Source organism: Martinezella sp. CNPSo 3890, assembly GCF_057784455.1.
The window spans coordinates 106,358-121,401 of record NZ_JBXSOR010000004.1; the positions used below are offsets into that span (position 1 = coordinate 106,358).

At 60.0% G+C, this 15,044-nt stretch carries 14 protein-coding genes; all 14 read left to right on the forward strand.

Features of this window, described 5'->3' with window-relative positions:
- Window positions 1-13 precede the first annotated feature (13 nt).
- The 14 genes from AC13RC_RS13260 (at window position 14) to AC13RC_RS13325 (ending at window position 15,044) form a co-directional block, all read left to right on the forward strand.
- Window positions 14-298 (forward strand): acylphosphatase, encoded by a 285-nt coding sequence (locus AC13RC_RS13260; RefSeq protein WP_113329737.1) that lies wholly within the window; start codon window positions 14-16, stop codon window positions 296-298.
- Window positions 299-436: 138 nt separating this feature from the next.
- Window positions 437-1,078, forward strand: coding sequence for a Rieske 2Fe-2S domain-containing protein (locus AC13RC_RS13265; RefSeq protein ID WP_488557393.1), 642 nt, complete (start codon window positions 437-439; stop codon window positions 1,076-1,078).
- Window positions 1,078-1,923 (forward strand): aromatic ring-hydroxylating dioxygenase subunit alpha, encoded by an 846-nt coding sequence (locus AC13RC_RS13270; protein WP_488557556.1) that lies wholly within the window; start codon window positions 1,078-1,080, stop codon window positions 1,921-1,923. Before AC13RC_RS13265 ends, AC13RC_RS13270 begins: the two co-directional genes overlap by 1 nt.
- Window positions 1,920-2,576 (forward strand): glutathione S-transferase family protein, encoded by a 657-nt coding sequence (locus AC13RC_RS13275; protein ID WP_488557394.1) that lies wholly within the window; start codon window positions 1,920-1,922, stop codon window positions 2,574-2,576. The genes AC13RC_RS13270 and AC13RC_RS13275 overlap by 4 nt, the downstream gene beginning before the upstream one ends.
- Before the next feature lie 4 nt (window positions 2,577-2,580).
- Window positions 2,581-3,960: an amidohydrolase gene (locus AC13RC_RS13280; protein ID WP_488557395.1), complete on the forward strand. Its 1,380-nt coding sequence runs from the start codon at window positions 2,581-2,583 to the stop codon at window positions 3,958-3,960.
- 21 nt (window positions 3,961-3,981) lie between these two features.
- Complete coding sequence (locus AC13RC_RS13285) at window positions 3,982-5,082, forward strand: BMP family ABC transporter substrate-binding protein (protein WP_145318587.1); 1,101 nt, start codon at window positions 3,982-3,984, stop codon at window positions 5,080-5,082.
- 6 nt (window positions 5,083-5,088) lie between these two features.
- Window positions 5,089-6,612, forward strand: a complete 1,524-nt coding sequence (locus AC13RC_RS13290; protein WP_488557396.1) for an ABC transporter ATP-binding protein — start codon at window positions 5,089-5,091, stop codon at window positions 6,610-6,612.
- Window positions 6,609-7,709, forward strand: a complete 1,101-nt coding sequence (locus AC13RC_RS13295) for an ABC transporter permease (RefSeq protein ID WP_488557397.1) — start codon at window positions 6,609-6,611, stop codon at window positions 7,707-7,709. Before AC13RC_RS13290 ends, AC13RC_RS13295 begins: the two co-directional genes overlap by 4 nt.
- Entirely contained in the window at window positions 7,706-8,617 is a 912-nt protein-coding gene (locus AC13RC_RS13300) for an ABC transporter permease (RefSeq protein ID WP_113329729.1), read from the forward strand. Before AC13RC_RS13295 ends, AC13RC_RS13300 begins: the two co-directional genes overlap by 4 nt.
- 201 nt (window positions 8,618-8,818) lie before the next feature.
- On the forward strand, window positions 8,819-10,465 hold the full coding sequence (locus AC13RC_RS13305; protein ID WP_488557398.1) for an ABC transporter ATP-binding protein: 1,647 nt from the start codon (window positions 8,819-8,821) through the stop codon (window positions 10,463-10,465).
- Between the two features lie 281 nt (window positions 10,466-10,746).
- Window positions 10,747-11,229 carry a MarR family transcriptional regulator gene (locus AC13RC_RS13310; RefSeq protein ID WP_113389378.1) on the forward strand — a complete coding sequence of 161 codons (483 nt, stop codon included), beginning with the start codon at window positions 10,747-10,749 and terminating at the stop codon, window positions 11,227-11,229.
- Between the two features lie 31 nt (window positions 11,230-11,260).
- Entirely contained in the window at window positions 11,261-11,959 is a 699-nt protein-coding gene (locus AC13RC_RS13315; RefSeq protein WP_183809323.1) for an SDR family NAD(P)-dependent oxidoreductase, read from the forward strand.
- Window positions 11,960-11,961: 2 nt separating this feature from the next.
- Complete coding sequence (locus AC13RC_RS13320; protein WP_488557399.1) at window positions 11,962-13,293, forward strand: NAD(P)/FAD-dependent oxidoreductase; 1,332 nt, start codon at window positions 11,962-11,964, stop codon at window positions 13,291-13,293.
- A 77-nt stretch (window positions 13,294-13,370) separates the two neighbouring features.
- The gene (locus AC13RC_RS13325) at window positions 13,371-15,044 is read left to right on the forward strand and encodes a peptide ABC transporter substrate-binding protein (protein WP_488557400.1); all 1,674 of its coding nucleotides are present in this window, start codon (window positions 13,371-13,373) and stop codon (window positions 15,042-15,044) included.

The window sequence follows — 15,044 nt, forward strand, 5'->3', positions numbered from 1 at the left end:
GGATCATTGGCGAATGCACGTGCCGCAAGGTGAATTTCGGGAGCGCATGACGATACTGGGCGACCTTAACGCAGCCTCATTCGTCCCGTGGATCCGGCGTCACGCCAACAAGCTCGGACTTGCGCAGACATTCTTCCATTCCGATGCGGCCCGGATCGAACTTGAGGTCACCGGACCTGTGGAACTGATCGACATGCTGGAAATGGGCTGCTCACTCGGTCCGATCGACGTCTGGGTTGAGGAGATTCAACGCAGGGTCATGAATGGGCCGGAAACATCGCATCTTAGAAATTCCTGATCTATTGCCTTTTATTTAATCATTGTTGCAAATGCGAATTATTTATGCAAAATCTTTGAACACTAAGGGGATGCAGGCATCAGTGCCTGCCTATGACCAGCGGCGCTAAGCCATTGGTGAAATTAGAGAGTTGAGACCATGCCATTTGATGGGGCCGGATCCTGGGCGCCAGTCGCCCTTTCTTCCGATCTGCCACCAGGAACCGTCATGCCGGCCTGGACATCGGTTGGCCCGATTGCCCTTTGGCGCAGTCAGTCGGGTCGCGCAACCGCATCATCCGATCGCTGTCCACATCGCGGAATGAGATTGTCGCACGGCTTCGTCCGCGGCGAGGCACTCTCCTGCATCTATCACGGGTGGAGCTATTCGACGTCAGGCGGATGCATTCGCATTCCGGCCCATCCCGATCTCGTTCCGCCGGAAACCATCCGCGTCGCCGTCCAGCAAGTGGAAGAAGCGGATGGTGTTCTATGGATGGCAGCCGGGCAACCGGCAACACCGCCTCCTCAGCTCGACGAATTCATTCCGCTGCGCTCCATGATCGTGGAAACAGGGGTTGCGGAGATCGAGGCTGCGGCAGGGGCAAAGATTGATGCAAAGGGGCTGGTTCGCCTACCTCAATTTCCCTGGATCGGGCTGCTGCTGGCACCTCAGGGAAAACATACGCTCCTTCTTCTCTTGATCGATAGGGATCGCAGCCCGGCAGACCGCATTGCGGCATCCCGGATTGTCGAATCCATCCGCCGTGCCGCGGAAGAGCGCCAAAGGGAGAATGCATGATGAATGGCGGCGCGATGATCGATGAATGGTATCCGGTCGGCCTTTTCAGCCAGCTCAGCGAGAAGGGAAGCAAGACCTGGCTGATGGGCGAGGCGATCGAGGTCGCGCGTGATCAGGATGGCAATGCGCGGGTGACGACCGTCGAGGGAAGAACACTTCCCGTCCGCGTTCAATATGGCCACGTCTGGTCCTCGCTCGGAAAGCCGGACAAGGAGCTTTTTGCCATTCCCGAAGCCGATCAGCCGGGCCGGCGCTTCGTCGATGTCGGCGTGGTCCGCGTGCGCTGTTCGCCGCTTCGCGCCGTGGAGAACTTTCTCGACATCGCGCATTTTCCCTTCGTTCACACCGACATCCTCGGCGCGGAACCGCATACGGAGGTCGAAAACTATAAGGTCGAGATCCGCGAGGGTGTGGATGAAGTCTGGGCAACGCAGGTGAAGTTCTACCAGCCGCAGGCTGCAAAATCTGCGACCGGCGGCATTACGACCGAATATATGTACCGCGTGCCGGCCCCGACCTGTTCCGTCCTCTACAAGACGTGCCCTCCGCGCCCCAGCGAATGGGACGTCATCACCTTATTCGTCCAGCCTCTTGCCGAAGATCTCTGCGACGTATGGCCCTGGATGGCGCTCTTCGATGATGAAACGCCGATGACGGACCTTATCCACTTTCAACAGACGATCTTCCTGCAGGATCGCTCGATCCTCGAAAACCAGATACCCGCGCTTCTTCCGCTCGATCCCGGCATGGAAATTCCAACAAGGGCCGACCTCACCTCGGTCGCCTACCGGCGATGGCTCAAGCGCCACAACTATACCTACGGCGCACAGTTGGTCGCACAATGAAGCTCTACGATTATGTTCTATCGCCGAGCTGCTACAAGATCCGGCTGATGGCCGCGATCCTCGGCATCAAGCTCGAGATCCGGCCAGTCGACTTCCATCCCGGCGCGGAGCATCGCGGGCCGGAGCTTCTGGCGCTCAATCCGGCAGGCTCAATCCCGATCCTCGAAGATGGCGATCTCGTGCTCACCGAATCCTCGGCGATGCTTGCCTATCTCGCGGCCAATGCTGCGCCGGAATGGCTGGGTCAGGGTTCGCCGCGGGAGACGGGGCGCGTACAGCAATGGCTCTCCCTTTCGCATCGCCTGACAGCCAATCTTGGCGGCGCGCGGCTCCACGAAATGCTCCTGCGACCGGGTGACATCAAGGTTCTACAGGCTCAAGGGATTGCTGCCCTGCGCGAGCTCGAAGCGGGCCTCTTCGAACAGCGCGAGCGCGGCATGCGGTTTCTTGCGGCAAGTGAGCCGACGATCGCCGATATCGCCTGCTTTCCCTATGTCGCGCTTGCGCCTGACGGCGGCATCCCGCTTGATCCCTATCCCTTGATCCGCCTCTGGATGCGCGCCATCCGCAGCCTACCCGGTTTCATCGAAATGCCCGGCATTCATCGCCTGCATGAGTTGAAACCCGATCCGCATCCGGCAGCAGAGGCATGATGGAATGACCGGTTATCTCCTGAAGAATTGCGCTGCAGTTATCGTCGATGAGGGCAATGGGCCGAGCGTGCGCCGGAACGTCGACCTGCTCACCAAGGGCTCGGCGATCCAGGCGATTGGCGAAAACCTGTCGTTGAGCGGCTTACCCGAAGGAACGGCAGTCCAGGACGCATCCGGCTGGTTCGTCTATCCGGGGCTCGTCAACACCCATCACCACTTCTTTCAGTGCTTCGTGCGCAACCGGGCCGACCTCGACTGGACCAAGCTTTCCGTCATCGAATGGCTCGACCGGATCTATCCGATCTTCTCTCGGCTGACGGAAGACTGCTTCTATCATTCTTCGGTCACCGCCATGGCCGAGATGATCAAGCACGGCTGCACGACCGCCTTCGACCATCAATATTGCTTTCCCCGCCATGCGGGCAAGCGCCTGATCGATCGACAGTTCGAGGCGGCGGAATTGCTCGGAATGCGCTTTCACGCAGGCCGTGGCGGCAACACCCTGCCGAAGTCCGAGGGGTCGACGATCCCGGATGCCATGCTCGAAACCACCGACGAATTCATCGCCGACTGCGCGCGGCTGATCGATAGCTATCACGATGCCAGCCCCTTCAGCATGCGCCGGGTGGTTGTCGCGCCTTGCCAGCCGGTCAATTGCTATCGCGAAACCTTCGTCGAGTCGGTTGCGCTGGCGCGCGATCGCGGCGTGCAGCTGCATACGCATGTCGGCGAAGGCGAAAGCCCCGTCATCGAGACGCGGCATGGCATGCGCACGGTCGACTACTGCGCGGAATTGGGCTTTGCCGGCCCCGACACCTTCTATGCCCATTGCTGGGAACTGACGCATGACGAGTTGCGCAAGATGGCGGCAAGCGGCACCGGCGTTTCCCATTGCCCCGAGCCGGTTTACCTTGTCGGCGCCGAAGTGACCGATATTCCGGCGATGCAGGCTTTCGGCCTGCGCATCGGCCTCGGCTGCGATGGAGCCGCATCGAATGACAACTCCAACCTCATGCACTGCATCCATTCCGCCTACATGCTGCAGTGCCTGACGGCATCCACGCGCGCGCATGCAGTTCCGGCCCCGCTCGACTTCCTGCAATATGCGACCAGCGGGGGCGCAAGCCTGTTGGGGCGCACGGATATCGGGCGACTTGCCCCGGGTATGGCCGCCGACCTATTCGCTATCGATACGCGGCGGATGGATTATGTCGGCACACGGCATGACCCGCTGAGCCTGATTGCTAAGGTCGGGATCGGCATGCCCACCGATCTGACCATGATCAACGGATGCATCGTCTGGCAAAAGGGTGAATTCACCGGACTGGATGAGGCCGCGCTGTTTGCGGCGGCCGAAGCTGCTCTTGCAACAGTAGAATTCTGAAAGCCAAAAAGGGGAACTGGGATGCAGAAGAATCTGACCCGCAGAACATTGATGAAGAGCGCGGCCGTCGCAGGCCTCGCAACGGCCTTTACCGGTCGCTCTGCCTTTGCCGCCGCCGAACCGCTCGGCATTACGCTCGTCGTGCCCTCGCCGATCGGCGATGTCGGCTGGGGTCATGCGCTGGCCGCGGGCCTCGATCCGATCAAGGCCGCCTATGGCGACAAGGTTAAGGTCACCGTGATCGAGAACATCGCCGAAGGCCCGGATGCGGATCGCATCATGAACAAGACAGTCGCCGACGGAAACCACTTCCTGATCGCCGGCTCCTTCGGCTATCAGAACGGCGCGCTTCAGATTGCCCGCCGCAACCCGAAGGTGACCGTCCTGCATGCCTCCGGCTTCCAGGTCGCGCCGAATTTCTCGCCCTTCGCCGCCAAGTATTTCCAGGGAACCTACCTGCTCGGCATGGCAGCGGCCGCCGTTTCCAAGACCGGCAAGCTCGGTTCGGTTTCCGCATTCGCCATTCCCGAATTGATCACGTCGATCAACGCCTTCACGTTAGGTGCACAGGCCGTGAAACCGGACATCGAAGTATCGGTCGTCTGGGTCAATTCCTGGTTCGATCCGGCCAAGGAACAAGAGGCCGCCAAAGCTTTGATCTCGCAAGGCTGCGATGTGATCTTCTCGAACGCACAGGATACGCCTTCGGTCATTTCAGCCTGCGAGGAAGCTGGTGTCTACGCCTTCAACCTGAATTCCTCGATGAAGAAATATGCGCCGAAAACCTATCTCGGCTGCGTGTCCACAGACTGGTCGCCCTTCTTCAAGGCATCGGTCGATGCCCATCTCGCCGGCACCTTCAAGGGTGCCAACGCTTTCCTCGGCGTCGCGGACAAGGTCGTCGAAGTCGTCGACTGGAGCCCGGCAATTCCGGCCGACACCATGGCCAAGATCAAGCAAGTCGAAGCGAAGATCGCCAGCGGCGGCTTTTCGCCATTCACCGGCCCGATCACCAAGGCCGATGGCAGCGAAGGAGCGGCTTCGGGCGCGACACTGACGGATGCCCAGATCGTCGCGATGGACTGGCATGTCAAAGGTGTGAAGACGCCTTTGCCGAAGTAAATCCAAATGACCATTCCGCTGCTGTCGCTGCGCGGCATCTCCAAAAGCTACGGCCAGGTCCATGCCAACAAGCATATCGATCTGGACGTAGCCCCGGGCTCGATCCATGCCATCCTCGGAGAGAATGGCGCAGGCAAATCGACGCTGATGAAGCTGATCTACGGCGTCGAACAACCGGATGATGGGACCATTGGCTGGCATGGAAAGCCCTTGAGCCTTGCCTCCCCTGCGGAGGCGAGGCGTACTGGCATCGGGATGGTCTTTCAGCATTTCTCGCTGTTCGAGAGCCTGACGGTCGTCGAGAATATTCGCCTGATCGTCTCCGGCAGCAGGGCCGAGCTTGCGCAGCGCATCCGCGCCCTGGGAGATGAATTCGGTCTCGAAGTCGATCCGCTCGCCCATGTGCACGAACTGTCGGTCGGCGAGCGGCAGCGGGTGGAGATCATCCGGTGCCTGATGACCGATCCGAAGCTGCTGATCCTCGACGAGCCGACTTCGGTGCTGCCGCCGCAAGCCGTCGAGAAGCTGTTCGACACGCTGCGCCGGCTGCGCGATCGCGGCGTGTCGATCCTCTTCATCTCGCATAAGCTGGAAGAAATCCAATCCCTGTGTGACCGGGCTACGATCCTGCGCGGCGGACGCGTGACCGGGCATGTGGATCCGCGTGAACACGACGCCCATGATCTCGCCCGCATGATGATCGGCCGCGATATGCCGGAAGCGATACCGGCCTTGACTTTGGCCGAGGGTGAAAAGCGCCTGGAAATCATCGGCCTCGACTACCGGCCGGACGACCCCTTTGGCATGCCGCTCTCCACGATCAGCCTGACGGTGCGCAGCGGCGAGATTCTGGGCATCGCCGGCATTTCCGGGAATGGGCAAAAGGAGCTTGCCGCCCTGATTTCAGGGGAAATGCCCCTGCCCCGGGACAAACGCGATCAGATCTTCATGATGGGACAGGATGTCGGCAGCCTCGACGCCGCCAGCCGCCGGAAGCTTGGCTTTGCCTTTGTTCCGGAGGATCGGCTCGGGCATGGCGCCGTTCCCGAAATGTCCTTAACGCTCAACAGCTTACTGACGGCCCATCCCTTGAAGCTCGTCAGGCATGGTCTCATCGACAAAGCGAAGGCAACGGATTTCGCAAACGAGTGCATTCGCGATTATGACGTGCGCACGCGCGGTCCGGAGGCTGAAGCCGGGTCGCTTTCCGGGGGGAACCTGCAGAAGTTCATCGTCGGGCGCGAAATCATGCTCGCCCCGAAACTGCTGTTTCTTGCACAACCAACCTGGGGCGTGGATGTCGGCGCGGCTTCCGCCATTCGCAAGCGACTGATCGAGCTGCGCAATCAAGGCATGGCAATTCTCGTCATATCGGAAGAGCTCGAGGAATTGTTCGAGCTCAGCGACGTCATTCAGGTCCTTTACCACGGCACGCTGAGCCTGCCGCTCGTGACCCGCGATACAAAAGCTGAAGATATCGGTCGATACATGATCGGCGCACAGCCCCAAGGCGAAAAGGCATTCGCATGAGCCGTTCCTTTTCTGCAATCCTTCCCAGCTTTGTCCGCCGCGATCGAGCCTCGTTCGCCGCAAAGCTGCTCGCGCCGCCGATCGCCCTCATCGTCACCATCGCACTCAATCTCGGTCTCTATATCGCGATGGGCCGTGATCCGATGGCGGTGATCTATGCCATGCTGATCGAACCATTCGTCTCCTGGGCCTCGTTCTCGGAAGTATTGCTCAAGACTGGCCCCCTGCTTTTGATTGCACAGGGTCTCGCAATCGGCTTTCGTGCCAAGGTCTTCAATATCGGCGCTGAGGGCCAATTCATTCTTGGCGCAATCTTCGCCTCCGCCATACCCATCTGGATGCCGCAGGCAACGGGCCAATGGATATGGCCCGCAATGCTGCTGCTCGGCACTCTCGGCGGTGCTCTATGGGCGTCTCTCACCGCCTTCTGGCGCGTCAGGCTCAACGCTAACGAAATCCTTGTCTCACTGATGCTAAGCTTCGTTGCCGCGCAATTGCTCAACTATCTTCTTCTCGGCCCATGGAAAGATCCCGGCGGTTTCAATTTCCCGCAGTCGGTCATGTTCCAGTACGACGCAATGGTGCCGATCCTGTTCGAGGGAACCCGCGTCAATGTCTCGCTTATCCTTGCCGTCGGCCTGTCGATCGCAGCGTGGATCTTCATGCAGATGAGCTTCGCCGGGTATAAATTGCAGGTCGGCGGACTGGCTCCCCGGGCGGCAAGCTATTCCGGTTTCAAGGAGAGCTGGGCAATCTGGCTGTCGCTGATCATTGGCGGAGCGGCGGCCGGACTTGCGGGGGCCGCTGAAGTTGCCGGACCGCTTGGCCAGCTGCAGCGTTCGATCTCGACCGGATATGGATACGCGGCAATCATCGTTGCCTATCTTGGCGGCCTCAATCCAATCGGCATCGTCATCTCCGCGATCATCATGGCAGCTCTCTATATCGGTGGCGATAACGCCATGGTCTCCGCCAATCTGCCCATTGCAGCCGTCCGCGTGTTCCAGGGCAGTCTGCTCCTCATCTATCTCATCGCCGTGGCTTTCGTGCGCTATCGCATCGTCTGGCGCCCCATGCCCGTCCGGAGCGCATCATGAGCGCCGTCGAGTTCATTCTTGCCGGCATGCTGGCAGCCGCAACGCCATTTCTGCTGGCAGCCCTGGGCGAGCTTGTTGCCGAGCGCGCCGGCGTCTTGAACCTCGGCGTAGAGGGCTTGATGGCCGTTGGCGCCGTCATCGCGTTCATTGTCGTCTATCATGGCGGCGGTCATCTTCTTGCCTTCCTTGCGGCCGGCCTCGGAAGTGCACTCCTCTCCATGATTTTTGCCGCTATCACACTGGGCTTCAACGCAAACCAGGTTGCTGCCGGTCTTGCCCTTGGCATTCTCGGCCAGGGCCTCTCGGCACTATTCGGCAAGAGTTATGAGAGCCTGACCGTCACCACCTTGCCAAAGATCGCAATTCCCGGGCTTTCACAAATTCCAGTCGTCGGGGGCCTCTTCAGCCAGGATATCGTCGTCTGGATCTCGCTTGTCGTGACGGTCGGCATATGGGCGATGTTTGCCTATAGCAAGGTCGGCCTTATCCTTCGCGCCGTCGGTGAAAATCCGAAAGCTGCGCATGCTATCGGCTATCCCATTGTCTCGATCCGCTTCGCGGCAGTTGCGTTTGGCGGCATGATGGCAGGCTTTGCCGGCGCTTACGCCTCCACGATCTATACGCCGCTCTGGGCGGACGGCATGATCGCGGGGCGGGGCTGGATTGCCATTGCCCTCGTTGTCTTTGGAACCTGGCTGACATCCAGGATTTTCCTGGGCGCCTGCCTGTTCGGTGCGGTGTCGCTGATGGGTCTTGCGGCGCAGGCGAGCGGGCTCGCAATTTCCTCGCAATTGCTCGCATGCCTGCCCTATCTCGTGACGATCATCGTCCTTGGCATCATCTCCGTCGATCGCCGGCTCCTGAAGCTGAATGGTGTCGCCTCACTCGGCGAACCGTTTGAACGATAGCAAATGTGCATAGGCGGAGATTTCCATATCCACAGGTTGCTGCGACTGATCGCCTGAAGCGCGGGTGGACGGCAAAAATCTGCCGATTAATTTCCTTCGCTTGCCTTGAGGGCAGCAATACCGGCATTCTTCTTGCTTCTGGCATTTCGTCAGCACTCCCTGAGAGGGCGTGTTCGCTGGTTCACAGCAAGGAGGCTTTCCATGATCCCATCCGATACTCAAGATAGAGTCCTGCCGAACGGGCCGGTACTTTCCGTGCGCGGTCTGACGGTCAGCCTCCCGAAGAACATGGAACGCGTGCATGCCGTGCAGGATATCACCTTCGACCTCATGCAAGGCGAGATCCTTTGCATCATCGGTGAATCCGGCTCGGGGAAATCGGTGACCGCGAATGCGATCATGGGCCTGCTGCCATCCATCATAAAGGTAACGGCGGGTACGATCCGCTTCAAGGGCGTGGACCTCGTAAGCGCCGACGCTGCCACCCTTCAAAGCCTGAGGGGACGGGCCGTTTCGATCATTTTCCAGGACCCGCTCTCGGCACTCAATCCACTGATGACGATCGGCAACCAGATCATCGAGGTTCTCGATGCTCACAAGATCGGCACGCCGGAAAGCCGGCGGCAGAAGGTGAAGGAACTGCTCGGCGAAGTCGGCCTGCCAGATCCGGATCTTCTCCAGCATCAATATCCCTTCCGGCTGTCCGGCGGGCAGCGGCAGCGCGTGATGATCGCCATGGCGCTGGCGCTCGATCCGGATGTGCTGATCGCCGACGAACCGACCACTGCATTGGACGTGACGACGCAGGCCCAGATCCTCGAATTGATCCGCAAGATACAGGCGCGCAAGAAGATGAGCGTCATGTTCATCACCCATGATTTCGGGGTGGTCGCCGAGATTGCCGACAGGGTGATCGTCATGGAGAAGGGGCATCTTGTCGAACAGGGACAGGCGGCGCAGGTGCTGAATGCGCCTGTTCATCCCTATACGCAGCGTCTTATTGCGGCCGTTCCCCGCATGACGACCGCCGGTCGCGAAACCATTGCCGAAGCGCCCGTGGTGCTGGAAGTCGATAAGCTCAACAAGACCTATCGAGCGGGAAGCGGCTTCCTGTCGAAATCGCGGACCGTGCAGGCGGTCAACGACGTCAACTTCTCGATCCGCAAGGGACGCACATTGGGTGTAGTCGGTGAATCAGGCTCCGGAAAATCCTCGCTCGGCCGCGTCCTGTTGAAGCTTTTGAGCTCGGACAGCGGTCGGATTCTCTTTGACGGCCGCGATATCGCTCCGTTGTCAGACGACGAGTTCCGGCCATTGCGTCCTTATATACAGATGATCTTTCAAGACCCATTCGCCTCGCTAAACCCGCGCCATACGATCGGCCGCATTCTCACCGTTGGACCGATGGCGCACGGCCTGTCGATGCATGAGGCCAAGGCGAAGGCGCTGCGTCTTCTCAAGCGCGTCGGCCTCGACGAAGGTGCCTTTGACCGCTTTCCCCATGAGTTCTCCGGTGGCCAGCGCCAGCGCATCGGTATCGCCCGCGCCTTGATGTTCGACCCCGTGCTGCTGGTGGCTGACGAGGCAGTCTCCGCTCTCGACGTCTCGATCCAGGCGCAAATCCTCAAGCTTCTTGCCGAAATCCAGCAGGATACCAAGGTCGCGATGATCTTCATCACCCACGATCTGCGCGTCGCCAGCCAGATCTGTGACGAAGTCGCCGTCATGTACAAGGGCGAGATCGTCGAATGTGGCCCGCCTTCGCAGATCTTCCGTGCGCCGGCTCATGCCTATACCCAAAACCTGTTGGCTGCCATCCCCGGCGGCGACTGGGAAGCGGTCGGCTAAACGTCCACCAACGAGGCATAGCGGCGCCGAATGCGGCCCGCTTCTGCTTAATTACCACCATTCGTGCACGCGCCAGTAGCGATTGATGCCTGAGAAACGGGCAGTCTTCCGCACTGATTATTTTTTATCTGATTGGGCGAAAAAATAGTTGCATTTATCCACTATCCGTCCTTTCATGAGCATGAAATTTCCAGCGACGATCCGCCGCAGACGATCATGAATCTGCCACGCATTAAGGGTGGCGGGAACGGTGTTTCGTTGCCTTTCAAAGGTTCCGAGCCATGCCGCCGACCAAGGCCCCGCCAATTTCCGTCAAGGACATCGATATCGACGTCCTGGAGGATACGCTGAGCTTTTATATCCGCAGCATCAATCTTGCCGTCTCGCGCGATCTGGACGAGAAGCTGGAAGGTCTGGACGTCGCCCGCGGAACGGGAAAGATCACGACCCTGTTCCTGGTCGACGACAATCCGGGAATCCGGCCTTCCACCATCGCGCAAATCATCCTGAAAGACCGCTCGGCGACCGGCAGGCTGATCGAACAGATGGAAGCACATGATCTCCTTACGCGCGAGACGTCGGCGGACGACAGCCGCGCCCAGGAACTCTACATCACGGAAAAAGGTCACGAACTGGCAAAACGTGTGCGTGCCATCGTCACCAAGCAATCACGCGAATTCTTTTCCGACATCACCGACGAAGAACACAGGCTCCTGATCGACATACTGCGCCGAACTTACCGGCGCATCGTGGCGCAATCGTGAGCCGGCAAACCGTGGGAGAGCAAACATGGGCATGAGTGACGAGCGGGTCGCAATGATATCCGGTGCCAGCCGGGGGATCGGCGCCGCACTCGCCGAGGAACTTGCCGCCAAGGGATGGCGGCTCTCGCTCGGCATGCGCCGTCCTGAAATGCCCGCCTGGGCAGACCCTGCGCACGTTAGCGCCTTTGCCTATGATGCCATCGATACGGACGCATCCGATCGCTGGGTGGAAGAGACGCTTCGCACCTTCGGGCGCATCGACGCGATCGTCGCCAATGCCGGCATTGGCATCGCAAAGACGGTGATCGAAGCCGATGATGCCGACCTCGACGATCTGCTCGAGGTGAACGTCAAGGCACCGCGAAGACTTGCAAAATCCGCGTGGAGCGCCCTTGCGTCAAGCGGTCGCGGCCGGGTCATCGTCGTCGCTTCGCTTTCGGGAAAGCGGGTGAAATCCGCGAATTCCGGTCTTTATGCCGTCTCGAAATTCGCGGCGGTCGCGCTGGCCCATGCCATACGCCACACCGGCTTTGAACTTGGCATCCGCGCTACCGCCATCTGCCCCGGCTTCGTCGCGACCGACATGGCGCGCGGGCTTACGAGCAAGCCCGATAGCGAGATGACCGATCCGCGCGACCTCGCCCGCATCATCTCCATGCTGATGGAGCTGCCGAACGAGGCAAGCGTTGCCGAATTTACCATCAATTGCCAGTTAGAGGAGTCCTTCTGACCATGCCCGGCCCCTATGTTGTGCCCGTTCACGGGGATGCGGAACTGCCCAAGGAAGTCGACGTCGTCGTCATCGGCGGTGGCATCATCGGCACCTCGACGACGCTGGAACTTGCCGAACGGGGTCTGCGGGTCGCGCTTTGCGAGAAGGGCGGCATCGGCCAGGAACAATCGAGCCGCAACTGGGGTTGGGTGCGCATTTCCAGGCGCGATCCGCGCGAAGTGCCCCTCATGGCGGAGGCCCTGCGCATCTGGAGCACGCTCGACAGACGTACCGGCCGCGACACCGGCTACAAGCGCGCCGGCATCATCTTCACCTGCGCGGATGACAAGCAATATGCCGATCATGAGCGCTGGAATCGCAATCTGGAAGGCTACCAGCTGGAAAGCCGCATGATCAGCGGCGCCGAATTCAAGAACCTCTTTCCCGGTACGCAGATGGAGCTCAAGGGTGCGCTCTTTACCGCCGCCGACGGCCGTGCCGAGCCGCAGCGTGCCGCCCCCGCCATTGCCGAGGCCGCCCGCGACAAGGGAGCCTCCATTCTGACCGAATGCGCCGTGCGCGGTATCGAGACAGCCGGCGGCCGCATCTCCGGCGTCATCACGGAACGTGGTCCCATCGCCTGCAAGGCCGTCGTGCTTGCCGGCGGCGCCTGGTCAAGCCTATTTGCCGGCATGTTCGGGCTCGATCTGCCGCAGTTGAAGGTGATGAATTCCGTCTTGCGCACCAAGCCGCTGGATGGCGGCCCCGAGCAAGCCATCTGGGCGAGCGGCTTTGCCCTGCGCAAGCGTCAGGATGGCGGCTACACCATCGCTTCGGGCCATGAGAACATCGTGGACATCGTACCGAGCTCCTTCCGCTACGCCGGCAAGTTCCTGCCGGCGCTGAAAAAGGAGTGGCGCTCGCTGAACTTCCGCGTTTCCGGCCGGTTCTTCGACGAAGCGCGCATTCCCAATCGGTGGGCGATGGACGAGGCAAGCCCCTTCGAATATTGCCGCGTCCTCGACCCCAAACCCTCCACCAAGCTTTCGAATGCGGCGCTCGCCAACCTCAAGAAAGCCTTTCCGGTTTTCGAGAAGGCCGAGATCGCTCAGCGCTGGGCGGGTTATATCGACGTGACGCCGGATGCCGTGCCGGTGATCGATGCGATCGACAGCATTCCGGGCTTTCATATCGCCACCGGCTTTTCCGGCCACGGCTTCGGCATCGGGCCTGCGGCCGGACGATTGATGGCCGACATCGTCACCGGCAAGCCGCCAGTGGTGGATCGCAAGAACTTCCGCTTTTCCCGCTTCCATGACGGTTCGAAGATCGAACTGATCAGTGGTTTCTGACCTCTCCGAACCAAGCAGACAATACAAAGACGAAAGAGAAAAACAGCCGAATCCTACCAACAAAAAGGGGAACGATCATGACCGATGCAAATGACACCATCCTCCTGAAACCAACCCGCCGCCAGGCATTGACTATGATGGCGCTCGGTGCCTCCGGGTTGATCATGCCCAATATCCTCGGTCGCGGCGAGGCTTTCGCGGCACCTCCCGCCAAGCCGACCGGCCAGCTAGTCATCGGCTTCTCGCAGGAGCCGACCGTCTTCAATCCGCATCTGATCCACATCGAAGTCGATGAGGGCATCCATTTCAGTGTCTTCGATCCGCTCTTTACCGTCACACCGGAGGGCAAGTTTTCCCCTTCGCTTGCAACCGAAGTTCCGACGGTCGAAAACGGCGGCATCTCGGCCGACGGCCTTCATTGGAAGGTCAAACTGCGCGATGGCGTGAAGTGGCATGACGGCACGCCGTTCACCGCCGAAGACGTCAAGTTCACCCTCGAACTCATGGTCGATCCGAACTTCCGCAGCTGGCGCAAGACTGGCCATGAGCTGGTACGCGACCTGACTGTCGTCTCGCCGACGGAAATCACCTGGCGGATGGAAAAGCCGTTTGCGCCCTACCCCTCGATCCTCGCCATGACCTTCATCGTGCCAAAGCATATCCTTGGTGCGGAGAAGGACAAGAACACCGCCCCCTTCAACAATGCCCCCATCGGCACCGGCCCGTTCAAATGGGTCGAGCGTGTCCCCGGCGATCACATCACGCTCGCGGCCAATACCGACTATTTCGGCAACGGCCCTTATCTCGAAACCCTGGTCTACAAATATGTTCCCGACCTGACGGTGCTGTATACGCAGTTCAAGACCGGCGATATCGACGTCGTCGGCCTGCAATGGATCACCCCGGATCACTATGACGAGGCCAAGGGGCTGGATGGGAAGGCTGTTGCCGTCGTTCCGGCCGCCACGGTCGAATCCGTCGGCTTCAACATGGAGAAGCCGCAATTCAAGGACCCGGCGGTGCGCGAGGCGCTCTACTACGCGATCGACAAGCAGACGATCATCGATGCGCTCTACTACGGCCTGCCGACACCGACCGAGAGCTACATTCCGCAGCAGTCCTTCTATTATAATCCGGACCTGCCGAAGCAGGAATTCAGCACCGACAAGGCCAAGAAGATCCTCGACGATGCCGGCTGGAAGCCCGGTCCCGACGGCATTCGCATGAAGGACGGCGTCAAGCTTTCCTTCACTAACTCCACCACCGCCGGCAATCATATCCGCGAACAGGTGCAGCAGTTCATGCAGCAGACCTTCAAGGACATCGGCGTGGAGCTGACGATCTCCAACCTGCCGCCGGCGGTCATGTGGGGCGATTATTGGACAATGTCGAAGTTCGATTCCGTCATCGTCGGCATCAACTTCCAGACCGGCTCCGATCCCGACACCTCCGATTATTTCCGTTCCTCGGCGATCACCGCCAAGGGCGGAGCCGGCCAGAACTCCTGGCAATATGCCAATCCGGAGGTCGACAAGCTCCTGGCGGAAGGCGGCCAGATCTTCGTGCCGGAGGAACGCAAGAAGGTCTACCAAAAGATCCAGGAGATCATGCGCCACGACCTGCCCTTCCTGCCGCTATTCCAGTATGCGACCGTACGCGGCCATAAGGTGGGGGTCGAAAACGTCACTCCCAACATCAATGTGCGCATCGACAGCTGGAATGTGGGCACCTGGTATTGGGCCAAGGCATAG